Annotated in this window: 11 protein-coding genes and 1 riboswitch; of the genes, 8 read left to right on the top strand and 3 right to left on the bottom strand. The window is 65.3% G+C overall.

Annotation, left to right across the window (positions count from 1 at the left end; genetic code table 11):
- Positions 1-6 precede the first annotated feature (6 nt).
- The 5 genes from AAHK21_RS26095 to AAHK21_RS26075 all read left to right on the top strand — a co-directional run bounded on the left by AAHK21_RS26095 (position 7) and on the right by AAHK21_RS26075 (position 7,595).
- Positions 7-4,533, top strand: a complete 4,527-nt coding sequence (locus AAHK21_RS26095; RefSeq protein ID WP_367858829.1) for an NEL-type E3 ubiquitin ligase domain-containing protein — start codon at positions 7-9, stop codon at positions 4,531-4,533.
- A gap of 208 nt (positions 4,534-4,741) precedes the next feature.
- The gene (locus AAHK21_RS26090) at positions 4,742-5,302 is read left to right on the top strand and encodes a DUF4174 domain-containing protein (protein ID WP_046855081.1); all 561 of its coding nucleotides are present in this window, start codon (positions 4,742-4,744) and stop codon (positions 5,300-5,302) included.
- Positions 5,303-5,469: 167 nt separating this feature from the next.
- Positions 5,470-5,961 carry an EF-hand domain-containing protein gene (locus AAHK21_RS26085; RefSeq protein WP_110733818.1) on the top strand — a complete coding sequence of 164 codons (492 nt, stop codon included), beginning with the start codon at positions 5,470-5,472 and terminating at the stop codon, positions 5,959-5,961.
- Between the two features lie 97 nt (positions 5,962-6,058).
- The gene (locus AAHK21_RS26080) at positions 6,059-6,880 is read left to right on the top strand and encodes a DUF692 domain-containing protein (protein ID WP_367858828.1); all 822 of its coding nucleotides are present in this window, start codon (positions 6,059-6,061) and stop codon (positions 6,878-6,880) included.
- Between the two features lie 4 nt (positions 6,881-6,884).
- Positions 6,885-7,595 carry a DUF2063 domain-containing protein gene (locus AAHK21_RS26075; protein WP_367858827.1) on the top strand — a complete coding sequence of 237 codons (711 nt, stop codon included), beginning with the start codon at positions 6,885-6,887 and terminating at the stop codon, positions 7,593-7,595.
- A gap of 18 nt (positions 7,596-7,613) precedes the next feature.
- On the opposite strand, the gene AAHK21_RS26070 is transcribed toward AAHK21_RS26075, so the two are convergent.
- The 3 genes from AAHK21_RS26070 to AAHK21_RS26060 all read right to left on the bottom strand — a co-directional run bounded on the left by AAHK21_RS26070 (position 7,614) and on the right by AAHK21_RS26060 (position 12,297).
- Entirely contained in the window at positions 7,614-8,819 is a 1,206-nt protein-coding gene (locus tag AAHK21_RS26070) for an NAD(P)/FAD-dependent oxidoreductase (protein ID WP_367858826.1), read from the bottom strand.
- Between the two features lie 131 nt (positions 8,820-8,950).
- A complete protein-coding gene (locus AAHK21_RS26065) occupies positions 8,951-10,006 on the bottom strand; it encodes a GlxA family transcriptional regulator (protein ID WP_367858825.1) in 1,056 nt (351 codons plus the stop codon).
- A gap of 173 nt (positions 10,007-10,179) precedes the next feature.
- The gene (locus tag AAHK21_RS26060; protein ID WP_367858824.1) at positions 10,180-12,297 is read right to left on the bottom strand and encodes a TonB-dependent receptor; all 2,118 of its coding nucleotides are present in this window, start codon (positions 12,295-12,297) and stop codon (positions 10,180-10,182) included.
- A 106-nt stretch (positions 12,298-12,403) separates the two neighbouring features.
- Positions 12,404-12,609, bottom strand: a riboswitch (cobalamin riboswitch).
- A 188-nt stretch (positions 12,610-12,797) separates the two neighbouring features.
- On the opposite strand from AAHK21_RS26060, the gene AAHK21_RS26055 reads away from it, so the two are divergent.
- The 3 genes from AAHK21_RS26055 to AAHK21_RS26045 all read left to right on the top strand — a co-directional run bounded on the left by AAHK21_RS26055 (position 12,798) and on the right by AAHK21_RS26045 (position 14,603).
- Complete coding sequence (locus AAHK21_RS26055) at positions 12,798-13,295, top strand: PaaI family thioesterase (protein ID WP_367858823.1); 498 nt, start codon at positions 12,798-12,800, stop codon at positions 13,293-13,295.
- Between the two features lie 65 nt (positions 13,296-13,360).
- Positions 13,361-13,882 carry an N-acetyltransferase family protein gene (locus AAHK21_RS26050; protein ID WP_367858822.1) on the top strand — a complete coding sequence of 174 codons (522 nt, stop codon included), beginning with the start codon at positions 13,361-13,363 and terminating at the stop codon, positions 13,880-13,882.
- Positions 13,883-13,907: 25 nt separating this feature from the next.
- On the top strand, positions 13,908-14,603 hold the full coding sequence (locus tag AAHK21_RS26045; protein ID WP_102684117.1) for a glutathione S-transferase N-terminal domain-containing protein: 696 nt from the start codon (positions 13,908-13,910) through the stop codon (positions 14,601-14,603).
- Positions 14,604-14,625 lie beyond the last annotated feature (22 nt).

The raw sequence follows: 14,625 nt of genomic DNA, 5'->3' as shown, positions 1-14,625 counted from the left end.
CCACGCATGCCCACCGACAGCGATTCAGGGGTTGCGCAAAGCGACGATACGCTCAGGCTCGAACAGGCATTCCAGGATGGCCTGATCGCCAAGCGGCTGCCTGAGTGGTTGCACGGGCTTGGCGATGCCCCTCTGGCGGAATTGAGCGCCGCGCTCAAGACCAGCCTTGACTGCCGGCAACGGCTGCAGGCGCGCTGGGGGCGTGTGCAGGGGATCGAAGCGTTTGTCGGTGCGGCCCTGCAGGATGCCTTCGACAAACGATTCGCCACAGGGGTCGATGTCGGCACCCTGTGGTTTCGCCAAGGGTATCCGGTGCCGTTGCGCGGTCAGTACTTCACCACCCGGGTTCCGGTTTCGGGTACTGACTATGCGCAGGTACCGCTGCTGGAAGCCACACTGCGCAATTTCGTCGCCAGCGAGTCCATGCCTACCGGTCAACCGCGTGGCAACGGCCTGTTCGACGGGACCGGGGGGCGTCTTGACCAACCCAGCGCGATCGGGTTTGCCCGGTTATGCCGCGAACTGGATGCTGGCGCACGCTACCAGCGCCACCTGGACGCAGTCCTTGACCCGCCCGGTGAGCAAAGCATGCGCGAGTTGCTGGCGCGGTTGCTGTATTCCACGTTTGTCGTCGATGTGTACAAGGCCAATGCCGACGGCATCCTCAGTGCCGCCGAGCTCGACCTGCTTCTGCGCGTGTGCCGCAATGGCGAGCCGCAGGCCCTGGACGGGGCGCCGGTGGTTGTCAAGCAACTGCGCGTGCTGGAGTGCGCGCTGGAGCAGATCATCGTGTTCGACGTCGTTGATCAAGGCTGGTTGCGCAATACCAGCAAGCGCATCCTCTGCTACATCCCGGGCGACCCACACGGCCCCTGGAGTGCCCATCCCGACCTGGAGCACCTTAGCCGCAAGCGGCTGGGGCGCCACTTGCGCGATGGCGCCTACCTGAAGTTCTTCAGCCGTTTTCTGAGGCGCCGCGACAGCCAGCGCTTCTTTTCGACCGTCATCGAGTTGTACCGGGATGTGGCGATCTGGGCTACCCGCGACCTCCAGGTACACATGCGCCCCATGGCACAGCCGCTGTTCGACCAACTGGCGGCGGCGCGCATCGCGCAGATCAAGGATGATGCCGCAATGATTGCGCCCCCCGTTGCGCAGATCGACCGGGAGGTGCAGCGGGCCCATGACCGGCGCCTTGCCGCTGAGGGATGGATGCTTGTCGCTCTGGCGGGGTTCTTCGTCCCTGTGGTTGGCGCCGCGCTGCTTGCGGTCTTTGCCTGGGATCTGCTCACCGAGGTTTTCCATGGTGTGGAAGATTGGCATGAAGGCGACACGTCTGCGGCCCTCGATCATTTGACGCATGTACTGCGGGATATCGCCGTGATGGCGGCGACCGGTGCGGGCGTGTCGATAGCGCGTCAGGCATGGGCGCGTTCGGTGCTGGTGGACAGTCTGGTGCCAGCGCCGCTTGAGGATGGTGGAGTGAAATTGTGGAATCAGGATCCGACTTCCTATTGCAGTGAGGCACCTCCGCTGGCCGCCAGTAGGGATACCAATGGCGTCTTCAGGCACGCCGGGCAAGCCTGGGTGGAAATGGACGGTCAGCATTTTCCAGTGCAGCCACATGGCCTGGACGGGACGTGGCAGTTGCGACCCCGGGCGGGTTTCGGCCCCGCGTTGTGCGGCAATGGAGCCGGTGCTTGGCGGTTGGCCAGTAGCCAACCCTCACTGTGGGTGGATGCGCGCTCGATGTTTCGTCGATTGGGCTGGCCATTTCACGAACTGGACGATGCCAGGATTGATGCGGTGCTGAAAATCAATGGTATTGATGCAGAGAATCTGCGCGCTCTGCACATGGCCGATCAGGCGCCAGACCCTTGGCTCTGCGACAGCGTCCTGCGCCTGCGACTAGACGCTCGGATCCAGCGGTTGATCGATGCTCTGCAAACCGGCCAGGCCAGCGAAGACCGCTATCTGCTGCAGCACGTTCGGCTGCTGACGGGGGCGACCGGGCTTGAGGGCGCGGCGCTGGCGGAGCAGGTCGGGTCACTCAGGCGGTTGTTGTTGCAGCGCATGTACGACAGTGCACAACAGTCCGATACAACCGTCACCGCCACGCTGCGACGAGTGTTTCCGGGCTTGCATCGGGGAGCGGCGCAGGCATTGCTTGAGTCCGCCGATGCCGGCGATTACCGGCGCCTGCTCGAGACCGGTCGGATACCTTTGCGGCTTGCCGAGCGCGCGAGGGCCAGCGTCGCGCGGATCCGTACGGTGCGGGTACTGGAGGCCTTGCATTACGCCATGCCGCAATCGGCGGATCTCGCACGCGTGGCGATCGGGTTGCTCGATGGACTGTCGGGTGCGTCCACTGACGTACGCTGGCGCTTGTTCGACGAGCATGTCGGTGGGCCGGTGGCAATCGGTCAGGATGAGCTTGCCACGACGACCAGGCTTCTCCACCTCAACGGCCGGTTTCTGCGTCTGGATCAGCAGGGCGGTGCTCTGGGGGAACCCGGCGAGTTGTTCGAGGTGATGACCAGTGCCTATGACGATGCCCAGCTTGCGGCAATGGGGCTTTCCCGCCCCTTCGCGGCAGGCCTGCGGCAGGTGGTGCTGCGGCGCGCTCTGGCTGATCGCCAGGCTGTCGAGCGCCTGTTGTCGCCTGCGAAACCGGGAGTACGCATGCCGTCGCGCCTGGAGGACGGCCGCTACGGATATCTGTTGAGCGGCCGTATGCCGGGAAGGGGATGGCGGCGAGGCAGGCCTCAGGCGTTGGTCGACAGGGTGCATAGGCTGTTTCCCGCTCTGGACCAGGTAGAGATTGGCCTTTGGATCCAGGCGGTTCAAGCCTCGGGTCGGCACGTCGAGGAGGTCCTGGACGCGACGCGTGTGCAGTCGGAACTGCTGAGCCAGCACATGGAACGTTGGGTCAGGAGTACTCCACGTGGGGAGGTTCGCGAACAGCGACGTTTTTTCCGTGACGCGCTCATCAGGTGCTGGCGGCGCAGCACGTTCGAAGAGCCCGTTCAGCGACTCCCGCCGATTGAGCTGTGGTGGAGCCAGATGGGCGCCAGGCCGGGTGTCTTGCCAGAGTTGCCGGAGCAAATCCGTTTTGAACGTGTCGCCATCCTGTCATTGCGCGGCATGGAACTGGAGGCTGTGCCCGACAGTTTTCTCCAGGCATTTGCCAACCTGCGGGTGCTGGAACTTCCGGGCAATAGATTGACCCGTCTGCCAACGCAGTTGCAGCACATGCGTTATCTGGAATGCCTGGACCTCTACAATAACCAGATCGTGCTCGACCCTGGCCAAAGCACGGTGCTCGCCGGTTGCGAAGCGCTCACCTATTTGAATCTCTCCCACAATCCACTCGGACGTACGTTCTCGGTGGGTGCAATGGCGCGGCTGAGTGAATTGCGCCTGAGTTACTGCAGGCTGAACTCGTTGCCTCACGGCACACTGGAGTGCCCTCGGCTGGTTACGCTCGATCTGCGCAACAACATCGTCACCGAATTGCCCGAAACCTTCTACCAGGCCCGGCCATGGACTCGCGGGCGGGTATGGCTACAGGGCAACCCTTTCTCCGCCGACCAGCTACAACGGTTGCGGGCCGCCATGGCCAGTGCCGGATCGTCGGCGACAGTGGCCGAAGCTGAAACATTGCCGCGAATGCGCTGGCTCGATGCGATCGATGATGCGTACCGCGACGAACTGGGGTCGGCCTGGGCGATGGTGGAGGGTAGCGAAAGCGGCGATGCATTCTTCCAGTTGCTCGACGGGCTGTCGGCGACGGCGGACTTCGACAGCCCTGCCGGCGCCCGCGATCTTGCCTTCAGGGTATTGGATATGCTCAACGCCATGGGTACAGATACCGAGTTGCGCGAAACACTTTTCAGCGATGCCCGGGATGTCACCTGCCAGGACAGTGCCACCTTGCGCTTCAGTGATCTGGAAGTGCGTCTGCTGGTATGGAGAGCGAGTCAGGATAGTGTGGTGGGCAATCGCGAACGCGCCTTGTTGCATCTTGGACGTCAGCTGTGGCGGTTGGACGCGGTCGACCGTATCGCCCTGGAGGACGTTCAGGCGCGGCGGGCGGCGGGGGCGGAGCCGGATGAGATCGAGGTGCTGTTGGCCTATCGACTGGCGCTGCGTGACAGTCTCGACTTACCCCTGCGCATCAACCGGATGCTGTTTCGCAACCTGGCGGGTATCGGCGCCCCACAGGTCGGCAGGGCGCGTGACCGCGTGCTGGCGGCAGAAGACAGCGAAACACTTGCGCTGTCGCTGGTTGACAGGGACTTTTGGCAACAGCAACTGCGTCATGTCTATCCTGAACGTTTCGAGGCTATTGACACACCCTATCGCGCACGTGTGGAGGCCTTGATCAAGGAGGATGAAATGTCGGAGGCGGAGCGCATCAAGCAGTTCGAAACGTTACAGGAGGCGCGTATGCAGGCCCAGCATACGCTGATGCTTGATCTCACCCACCATGCCCTGGAGATGGCCGTGGAGCAGGAAATCTTCGTACGCTGAGATGTCCTGGGCCTTGATGGCTTTGGACTATGCTCAAGGTCGGGAGTGGTGATTCCGTAAAGGGTGTCAGCAAGATCTGCGAGGGTTGCGGAAACCGCTGGTTACCTTTGACCCAAGCACATGGATGAACACTTGGTTTAGGCTCCCGGCCCGGATCTTTCTCCCTGATCTGCAGTCTTTGGTTTATCGAGAGAATAAGGAGATGCGCATGCTCGTTCGGTCACTGACCCTCGCCACCTTGCTCGCTGTAGCCGGCCCTTTGCACGCCGCCGACAGCGATGCCCCGCTGGCCAAGGAACTGGGCAAGGCCAGGCCGTTGGTGGTCATTGCCCCGAGTTCGGCCGACCCGACCCTGCGTGGCCTGGAACAGGCACTGAACGATCCCGCTACACAGGCCGGATTCAAGGAGCGTGGCCTGGTGCTGTACAGCGTCGCCAGCATGATGGGCAAGCGCGAGGACAAGAACCTCGAGCAGCAGACCACCATGGCGTTGATTCGCGAGCTCAAACTTGGCGCCAGCAAGGGCACCAAGGTAATCCTGGTGGGCAAGGACGGCGAACGCCATGTGCTCAAGGACGATGACAGCGGCGAGAAGCTCGACCCGCAGGTGATCTTCAAGGCGGTCGATGCGCTGCCGGCCAGTGAGCAGGCAGTGACAGCGCCGGAGCCGGTAGCCGCTGCGCCAGCCGAACCAAAGGCCAAGGACAGCAAGGCCAAACCGAGCAAACCCGCCAAACCTGCCGCGCCGCCCAAGCCACTGGAAGACTGACGCCTCTGTCACGGCCTTCTGCGCCAGCAGAAGGCCGTTCTTGTATCCCTGTGTATCTGCGCCTCGCCTCGACCCACTGCCATACAAAACCACGCCCGCTTCGATACATCGACGACACACCGCTGCGGCTCAATGGCTCCACTTTCCAACCACAGTGGAGCGACACCATGAAAACGACCCGTCAAACCCTCGGCCTGCTTGGCGCCACCCTGCTCGGCGGCATGGTCCTTGGCAACAGCGCCTTCGCGGTAGAACCGTTGGCCCAGGGCTACCAGCTGGCCGCTGCCAAGACCCCTGGCGAAGGCAAGTGCGGCGAGGGCAAGTGCGGTGCCGGCGGCAAGGCCACGCAAAGCGAAGGCAAATGTGGCGAGGGCAAGTGTGGCGCCAGCGCCAAGGCCGGTGCCGAGGGCAAGTGCGGTGAGGGCAAGTGCGGCGACGCCTCGTTCGCCCGCACCGACAGCAACCATGATGGCAAGGTCTCGCGCGAGGAGTTCCTGGCAGTGGCCAAGGACCGGGCGGCCGACTTCGACAAGATCGACCGCAACCACGATGGCTTCATTTCCGAGCAGGAGGCCCACGATCACCTGGCGGCGATCTACAAGGCCAATGGCAAGGCGATGCCCGACGGGCTGTTCAGCCACCTGACCGGCAAATCCTGAAGCCTGTCGCGGGGCCAGCCTGCTCCCACCGGGATCTGCCCTGTGGGGGCGGGCTGGCCCCGCGATGCCGATCCCTGCCATACGGAACCCTCCGATCATGCCCCAACACACCTTGCACACCGGTCTCGGCCTGCGCCGCGGCCTGCTGCCCGACCTGCTGGCCATGGAGGCGGGCGCGGTGGACTTCCTCGAGTGCGCCCCGGAGAACTGGATCGGTGTCGGCGGCGCCTTCGGCCAGGGCCTGGCGCGCCTGGCCGAACGCTTTGCCATCGCCTGTCATGGCCTGTCGTTGTCATTGGGTGGTACCGCGCCGCTGGACCTCGGCTTCCTCCAGCGCACCCGACAGTTCCTCGACCGCCACCAGGTGCGGATGTATAGCGAGCATCTGAGCTATTGCAGCGACGACGGTCACCTCTATGACCTGATGCCGATTCCGTTCACCGACGAGGCCGTCCACCATGTGGCCGCCCGCATCCGCCAGGCCCAGGACATCCTTGGCCGGCGCATCGCCGTGGAGAACATCAGCTACTACGCCGCGCCGTACCAGGCGATGGCCGAGTTGGATTTCGTCCGCGCCGTGCTCGACGAAGCCGACTGCGACCTGCTGCTGGACGTCAACAACGTCTTCGTCAACGCCTGCAACCACCGTTACGACGCCCGGGCCTTCCTCGCCGGTCTTCCCCGCGAGCGGGTGGTGGGCATGCACGTGGCCGGTCACTATGACGAGGCGCCGGACCTGAAGGTCGACACCCACGGCGCGCCGGTCAAGGAGGATGTCTGGGCCTTGTTCGCCGACGCCTGCCAGCGCTTCGGCGCGCAACCCACCGTGCTCGAGCGCGACTTCAACTACCCGCCGCTGGCCGAGTTGCTGGCCGAGACGGCGCGCATTCGCGATGTGCAACGTGCCCATGGAGCGTAAGACCATGACCGAAACCCTGCGCCACCAGCAGTTCACCCTGGCCCGCCACCTGCGCGATCCGGTCGGCAACCCGCCGCCGCCCGGTATCGAGGCGCGGCGCCTGAAGGTCTACCGCGAACTGTTCTACGGCGCCATCGAAGGGCTGTTGGCCGGCAGTTTTCCGGTGATGCGCCGGACCCTTGGCGATCAGCGCTGGCATGCCCGGGTGCGTGACTTCTACGCCCATTACCGTAGCCAGACGCCACTGTTCACCGAAGTAGCCGAAGCCTTCATCGACTACCTGCAGGGCATCGCGCCGGACGCTCCCTGGCAGCTGGAGCTGGCGCACTACGAATGGATCGAAGCGCAGTTGTACCTGAGCGACGCCGAGGATCCGCCGCACGAACCGCACGGCGACCTGCTGGCCGGCGAGCCGCTGCTGTCGTGCGTGGCCCGGGTTCTGGCCTACCGCTGGCCGGTGGAGCGCATCGGTCCCGAGTATCAACCCGACGAGGCGCCGGAGCAGCCCACCTTGTTGCTGGTGTACCGCGACGCCGACCTGCAGGTGCGTTTCGCCCGGTTGGCGCCTTTGGCCTGGCAGCTGTTGGTGGGCTTGCCCGGCACCGGGCGCGAGCGCTTGCGGGCGCTGGGGAATCAGCACCTGCAGCAAGGGCTGCAGATGCTGAGACAGTTGCGTGAGCAGGGCATCATCGTCGGTACTCGAGATGCCCTGTAGGCGCGCGCAGATGTTCCGTCAGGCCACCGGGATCAATGGATCGGCCGCCGCCAGCGCTGCCGCGCGGTCGGCCGCCGGCGGATAGATCCACACCGAATTGATCTGCTGCTTGAGCTGCTTGGCCTCGGCCTTGTCCGTCGGCGGCGAGACGGTGCGCTCCCAGCCTTCGGTGTACACCGCGCCCCAGGCGCCCAGGTCCAGGCAGGTGACGTACTTGGGCTGGCTGTAGGTCATCGGCGCCACGCCGATCAGCTCGGCGGCGGCATTGTTGCCGGCGTAGCGGCCCAGCGGAATGGCATGCTGGCAGGACATCACCGCGTAGTTGCCGGCCTCGTCGCAGGCAGCGTAGGCGACATCGCCCGCGGCGTACACCGCCGGGTTGCCGATGACCTTGAGGTCGCCATCCACATGCAGGCGGCCCTGGCGGTCGCGTTCGCCGCTGATCTGCTCGGTCAGTGGGTTGGCCTTGAAGCCCACGGTCCAGACAACGGTGTTGGCGGCGATGCGTTCACCGTTGTCCAGCAGCACGCCGCCGCCATCCACCGAGGCCACCGTGGCGCCGCAGATCCACTCGATCCCCAGCGCCGCCGATGCCTGTTCGATGGCCGGGCGGATGCCGTCGCCGAGGGCGGCGCCGATCTTCGCGCCGCGGTCGACCACGACGATGCGCGGCTTGACCTTGTCGCCCAGGATCGCCCGCAGCCGGCTAGGCAGCTCGGTGGCGGTCTCGATGCCGGTGAAGCCGCCACCGGCCACCACCACGGTATTGCGTGCGGGGCTGTCGGGGCGGGCGGCCAGGGACTTGAGGTGTTCTTCCAGGCGGGTGGCCGAGTCGATCTTGTCGACATCGAAGGCGTGCTGGTCGAAGCCTTCCAGCGCCGGGCGGTTGAGCAGGCTGCCGCAGGCCATGATAAGGCGGTCGTAACCCAGCTTGGCCTCGATACCACCCGCTTGACGATAGGCCACCTGCTGGCTGGCCTGGTCGATGTGGTAGGCCGTGCCTTTGACGAAGCGCACGTTGACCGCGTCGAACACCGCCTGCAAGGGAGCGGCCATGGTGTGTACGTCGGGTTCGTAGAAGCGTGGGCGGATGTGCAGCTCCGCCTGGGGCGCGAGCACGGTGATCAGCACGTCGTCGCGTTTGTGCAGGTCGAGCAGGCGGGCGGCGCCGAGGGCGCTCCACAGCCCGGCGAAGCCTGCGCCAATGATCAGGATCTGTTTCATGAGGGGCTCCTGGATGCCGCGATTATCGATGTTGTCGCTGCGGCAGTGGAAAAAGGGTACGCCTAGTGAGTGAGCCTGGATTACGGCCCGACAGGCGTGCTGCAGATGCTAAGCGCCCCCTCGGTTTGCCCCTAGGCCAAAGAACCCTGGATTTCGGCCAGCGGCACGCTGCGGGCGAAGCGCGCCCGATAGTCCCGCGGGGTCACCGCCAGGTGACGCTGGAACGCCAGACGCATGCGCTCCTCGCTGCCGAACCCGCACTGGCGGGCGACCTGCTCGATATGCTGGTCGGAGTTTTCCAGCAAGCGGCGCGCCGCCTCCAGGCGGAACACCTCGATGGCCTTGGCCGGGGTGCGGCCGGTCTTGTGCTTGTACACCCGGGTGAAGTTGCGCAGGCTCATGCGCGCCTGCTCGGCCAGCCGCTCGACCGTCAGCCGCGGGTCGCCCAGGTGCTCGCTGAGCCATAGGTGCAGGGTCTCGAAGGCGTCGCTGTCCTCGCCCTGGGCCTTGAGCAGTTCGCTGAACTGCGCCTGGCCGCCGGGGCGCTTGAGGAACACCACCAATTCGCGGGCCACCTGCATGGCCACCTCGCGGCCGCAGTCGGCCTCGACCAGGGCCAGCGCCAGGTCGATGCCGGCGCTGACGCCGGCCGAAGTCCACACCTGATCCTGCTGCACGAAGATCGATTCGGCATCCACTTCGATGGCCGGGAAGCGTCGGTGCAGGGCATCGCACATCGCCCAGTGGGTGGCGGCCCGGCGGCCATCGAGCAGGCCGGCGGCGGCCAGCAGGAAGGTGCCGCTGCACACCGAGGCGGTACGTCGGGCGCGTCGAGCGGCCTGGGCCAGCCAGGCGACCAGTTCGGTGTGGTCGGGGAGGGTGCGGACGATCTCCGGGGCACCGGGCACGACCAGCGTGTCGAAGGGCTCGTGCAGCCAGGGCGCCAGTGGCTCGGTGGCGACGGCCAGGCCCTCGGCGGTGGCCACCAGGCCCCCTTCGAGGCTGGCGGTGACCACCCGGTAGCCGGGCAGGCCGCGCGCGGCGCGGGCCTTGGTCGCGGCCCAGAACACCGTCTGCGCGCCGCTGAGGTCGAGCAGGCCCATCTGCGGGTAGGCGAGGAACAGCAAGGTGCGCGGCTGGTCAAGCGCGTGCACGGGCGCTGCGGGAATCTGCGGGATGTCGGTCATGGCGCGCTGCTTGTGGACGGGGCGTAGGCCCTAGTCGAGCAGTTGGCGCGATGATGTTCAAGCACGACGCGATGGTCGTCAGGCCTAGGTTCTTGTGGAGCGGGCTTGCCCCGCGATTGCAGCATCAGCCGCATCGCGGGGCAAGCCCGCTCCGACGCTGTTACCTGGCCGACCTAGAAGCTGTAGTCCACCGTGGCGAAATACGAGCGCGGCGCGCCCAGCAGCCACTGTTCGCCGCTGTAGCTCGACTGGGCGTACTCGCGATCGAACAGGTTGTTCACCTGCAGGCCCAGGCGCACGTCGGGTAGCACCTGCCAGCCGATGTTGGCATCGACCACGGTGTAGCCCGGCACGCGTTGGTCATTGGCGGCGCTGGTATAGCGGGCGTCTACGTAGCGCAGGCCGATGCCGGTGTCGACGCTTTGCCCGAAGCCTTTGCTCAGCCACAGGTTGGCGGTACGACGTGGGACGTCCTGCGGATGGTTGCCAGACCGGTCGTAGGAAACGCCTCGGCTGAGTTGAGTGAAATCATCGTACTTGGCGCGCACCAAGGCTGCGTTGCCCGACAGTTGCCATTGATTGCCCAGAGCCAGCTCCAGGCTTGCCTCCAGGCCATCGGAGGTCTGCTGGCCTGCCTGCTGGCTGCGCTTGGAGACCACGTCGTACACCGGCAGCTTCTTCTTGACGATGTGGTAGGCCGCCAACGTCCACTCGCCGCGTCCGTCCCAGAACCGTTGCTTGAGGCCGAATTCGGTCTGCCTGGCTTCGGTCAGTTCAAGGCGTTGCTCCGGGCGCAGGGTCAGCAGGTCACCGACACCATCCTCGCTGGTGGAGTACTGGCCGTACACGGACAGATCGTCAGTCAGCGCGTACACCAGGCCGGCGCGCCAGTTGCCGCCACGCAGGCTCTGGTCTTCACGAGTGTCCTTCACCAGGTCGTTGCGGTCGATGTGGTTCTGGTCGCGGCGTATGCCGGTGACCAGCGACAGGCGCTCGGTCAGTTGCGTGCGGTTTTCGGCGAACAGCGAGAAGGTGCTGGTTTTCGACAGCGTCTGCGGGCGCGTCGGATCGGCACTGTGGAACCCGCCGGGCGCCGGCCGCCAAGGGTCGAGCGGGTCGGTGTAGCCATCATCGTAGGGCGAGTTGCTGTCGATGTTGAAGCGGATCTTGTTGTACTCGGCGCCCACCACGGTCTTGCTGGCCAGGCCGAACAGCGAGTGATCGAAGGTGAAGCTCTGGCGGTCGCCGATCTGCTCCTGGTTGTGCTTGATCTCCAGGAAACTGCCGCGCTGGATCACTCCGGCATCCCAGGCGTATTCCTCGGCATTGCGCCAGTGGCGACGGCTCTTGATGTAGTACAGCTGGTTGCTGGCGCTGATGCTGTCGCTGATGTTCCAGTCGCTGGTCAGCCGTGTCCACTCATCGTGGTAGCGCTGCTGGTCATTGCTGACGTTGTAGTTCTTGTTGCGCACACTGCTGCGCAGATGGCCGTCGATCAGCGGCGTGCCGTAGTAGTTGGCAGGTTGTGCGTCGCCGCGTTCGTGGGACAAGGTGAAACTCAGGTCGTCACTGGCATCGAAGCGCAGCGCGCCGGAAAACGCCAGGCTGCGCGAATCGGTGCGGTCGACCCAGCCGTTGCCCGCCTGCTGGTTCAGGGTGGCGCGGTAGCTCAGGCGCTCGCTCAGGCTGCCGCCGCTGTCCAGCCCCAGTTGCTGGCGGTCCCAGGAGCCGTAGCCCAAGCGCAGGTGGTTGCGGATATCACCGCTGAAGGGCTTTTTCGGAATCACGTTGACCGTTGCCCCGGTGGCGCCTTCGCCATACAGCACCGAGGCAGGCCCACGGATCACATCGATACGCTCGACCATCCAGGGATCGACCGGGTAGGTGAGGGTGCCGGCGCCGGCGTACAGGCGCGACCCGTCGAACAGGGTCATCACCGAACTCTGGCCCGTGAAACCGCGCGCCGACAAGCCGGTGCCGCCATCGCCAGGGGTACCGATGAAGGTGATGCCCGGCGAGCGGGTCACGGCATCCTGCACCGTGGTGTTGTTGCGCTGCTGGATCTGCGCGGCGGTGATGCTGCTGGTGCTCGCCGGGGTTTCCAGGGCACTGAGGTTCAGGCGTGAACCGGCCTGGGTGGGGGTGGCCAGGTCGACGGTCTGCGGGTCGCGGCTGTCGGTGATCGCCGTGGAGGGCAGGGTGAGCGCAGGGCTGGGCTGCTCGTCGGCCAGAGCCGGCAGGGACACGGCCAGGCAGGCCGCCAGGGTGTGAAGCTTGTTGATACGGGACATGTCGTTCCACTGCTGCAGGAAAGAATGGATCCCGGTGGAAAACACGCAACGGCGAAGCGCGCGCAGGCGCGCACGCGAATACCGGCCTGCGCCCGCCCACCGCGGGTTGCCAAGTGAAGCCTCAGGCCGGTCTCCGGGCTTGCGAGGGTCGTGAAGCCTTCACCTTCCCATGCGTGTGCACAGTGGTCTGTCGAAGGGTTCGCTCGCTTACCGTTGCGGGGGCAGCGCCGGACTTGTCGTGGTATCGACTCACCGGCTTCCCGTTTCACCTTGCGCGCGGCGGCGCAGGGCACCTGAAACTGGCGCGCATCTGACCACCGAACGGGCAGGGAGTCAATCGTCTGGATGGGCGGGCCGAGTGTGGCTGAATCGCGGTTCAGAGCGGTTGTCGTCAGGCCAGCGTTGTCTGCGGACAGGCCGCGTGGATTGGCGCAGGCCGCGCAGGGCGCTACCATCGGTAGCCAGCCTCCTTATCCAACACCAACAAGCCAAGGACGCGTATGACCGAGCAAGCCATGTCCCTGCAACAACTCGCCGCCCCCGAAGGCATCTGTTACGGCTGCGGCTGTTCCCACCCCAGCGGCCTGCATGTGCAGAGCCACTGGGACGCCGACGGCATCCACCTGTCGTGCCGGCATACCCCCGACCCGACCTTCACCGGCTGGCCCGGCCTGGTCTACGGTGGCCTGCTGGCTATGCTGGTCGATTGCCATTCCAACTGGACCGCCATGGCCTGTCACTACCGTGCCGAAGGCCGCGAACCTGGCAGCCTGCCGCGTATCGACTGTGTCACCGGCCAGCTTGGCCTGACCTACCTCAAGCCCACGCCCATGGGCGTCGAACTGCTGCTCAAGGCCCGGGTCGAGGGCGAGCTGGGGCGCAAGACCCGGGTGATCTGCGAGGTCTGGGCCGGGGATGTACTGACGGTCACCGCCGATTCGGTGTTCGTGCGGGTCGATACCGAGAAGCTCAAGCGCCAGGCCCATGGCGACGCCTGAACTTGCACCGATGGGGTGGGGCTGGCATTGTCGAACGTGACCCGGCTGCCCGACAGGATGTTGCCATGCCCTACCAGATTCGCCCGGCCTGTGACGAAGATTGCGTGGCCCTGAGCCTCGTCGGCCAAGCGACCTTCGCCCTGGCCAGCCCGCCCGATAGCGCGGTCAGCGCCCAGCAGCACTACATCGCCCACCATCTCCAGCCCGAACATTTCCAGGCGCACCTGGAGCACCCGCACAAGCGGTTGCTGGTGGTCGAACGGGATGGCCAGGTGCTGGGCTACAGCATGCTCGACCTGGCGCCCGGCAAGCTGGGTATTGCCGAAGCCGATCAACTGGCGGAAATCTCCCGCTGCTATGTACTACCCTGCGCCCATGGCACCGGCGCCGCGCAATTGTTGCTCGCCACCACCCTGGCCCAGGTCGATGGCCAGGCGCGCCTGACAGTCAATGAGCTGAACGCCCGGGCGATCGGTTTCTATCAGCGCAACGGCTTTCGCAAGGTGGGAGAGGCGATCTTCCCTTGTGGCGACGAGCGGCACCGCGACTGGGTGATGGTCAGGATGGCCGAAGATCATCTAGATTGAACGCTCCCAACGCGAAGGCACCCCCATGACCGAACTTTCCGCATTCCCCATCACCGGCAAATGGCCGGCGCGACACCCCGAGCGTCTGCAACTGTACTCGCTGGCCACGCCCAACGGGGTCAAGGTCTCGATCATGCTCGAGGAAATCGGCCTGCCCTACGAGGTGCACAAGGTCAGCTTCGAAACCGAAGACCAGTTGAGCCCCGCGTTCATCTCCCTGAGCGCCAACAACAAGATCCCGGCGATCCTCGACCCCAACGGGCCGGGGGGCCAACCGTTGCCATTGTTCGAGTCGGGGGCGATCCTGCAGTACCTGGCCGAGAAGAGCGGCCAGTTGCTGAGCCAGGACCCGGCCCAGCGCTACCAGACCCTGCAGTGGCTGATGTTCCAGATGGGGGGCATCGGGCCGATGTTCGGCCAGGTGGGATTCTTCCATTTCTTCGCGGGCAAGGAGTACGAGGACAAGCGTCCGCGAGACCGTTACGTCAATGAGTCCAAGCGACTGCTGGCGGTGCTTGACCGCCACCTGCAAGGGCGGGAGTGGATGGTCGATGCATACAGCATCGCCGATATCGCCATCTTCCCCTGGGTGCGTAACCTGGTGGAGCGCTACAACGCGCGGGAGTTGGTGGAATTCGACACGTTCAAGGAAGTGCAGCGGGTGCTGGCGCGGTTCCTCGAGCGCCCGGCCGTGCAGCGAGGCCTGAAGATCCCGGCATGACCTCGTGGGGGGCTGCGCGGCA

The sequence above is a fragment of the Pseudomonas sp. TE50-2 genome (assembly GCF_040813665.1).
GTDB lineage: Bacteria > Pseudomonadota > Gammaproteobacteria > Pseudomonadales > Pseudomonadaceae > Aquipseudomonas > Aquipseudomonas soli.
This window is presented reverse-complemented; position numbering and strand designations above follow the sequence as displayed.

Excerpts from the sequence above, each read along its gene's own strand:
- AAHK21_RS26070 (WP_367858826.1), bottom strand. The coding sequence starts at position 8,819 with ATGAAACAGATCCTGATCATTGGCGCAGGCTTCGCCGGGCTGTGGAGC.
- AAHK21_RS26090 (WP_046855081.1), top strand. The coding sequence starts at position 4,742 with ATGCTCGTTCGGTCACTGACCCTCGCCACCTTGCTCGCTGTAGCCGGC.
- AAHK21_RS26060 (WP_367858824.1), bottom strand. The coding sequence starts at position 12,297 with ATGTCCCGTATCAACAAGCTTCACACCCTGGCGGCCTGCCTGGCCGTG.
- AAHK21_RS26045 (WP_102684117.1), top strand. The coding sequence starts at position 13,908 with ATGACCGAACTTTCCGCATTCCCCATCACCGGCAAATGGCCGGCGCGA.
- AAHK21_RS26055 (WP_367858823.1), top strand. The coding sequence starts at position 12,798 with ATGACCGAGCAAGCCATGTCCCTGCAACAACTCGCCGCCCCCGAAGGC.
- AAHK21_RS26065 (WP_367858825.1), bottom strand. The coding sequence starts at position 10,006 with ATGACCGACATCCCGCAGATTCCCGCAGCGCCCGTGCACGCGCTTGAC.
- AAHK21_RS26050 (WP_367858822.1), top strand. The coding sequence starts at position 13,361 with ATGCCCTACCAGATTCGCCCGGCCTGTGACGAAGATTGCGTGGCCCTG.
- AAHK21_RS26095 (WP_367858829.1), top strand. The coding sequence starts at position 7 with ATGCCCACCGACAGCGATTCAGGGGTTGCGCAAAGCGACGATACGCTC.
- AAHK21_RS26085 (WP_110733818.1), top strand. The coding sequence starts at position 5,470 with ATGAAAACGACCCGTCAAACCCTCGGCCTGCTTGGCGCCACCCTGCTC.
- AAHK21_RS26080 (WP_367858828.1), top strand. The coding sequence starts at position 6,059 with ATGCCCCAACACACCTTGCACACCGGTCTCGGCCTGCGCCGCGGCCTG.
- AAHK21_RS26075 (WP_367858827.1), top strand. The coding sequence starts at position 6,885 with ATGACCGAAACCCTGCGCCACCAGCAGTTCACCCTGGCCCGCCACCTG.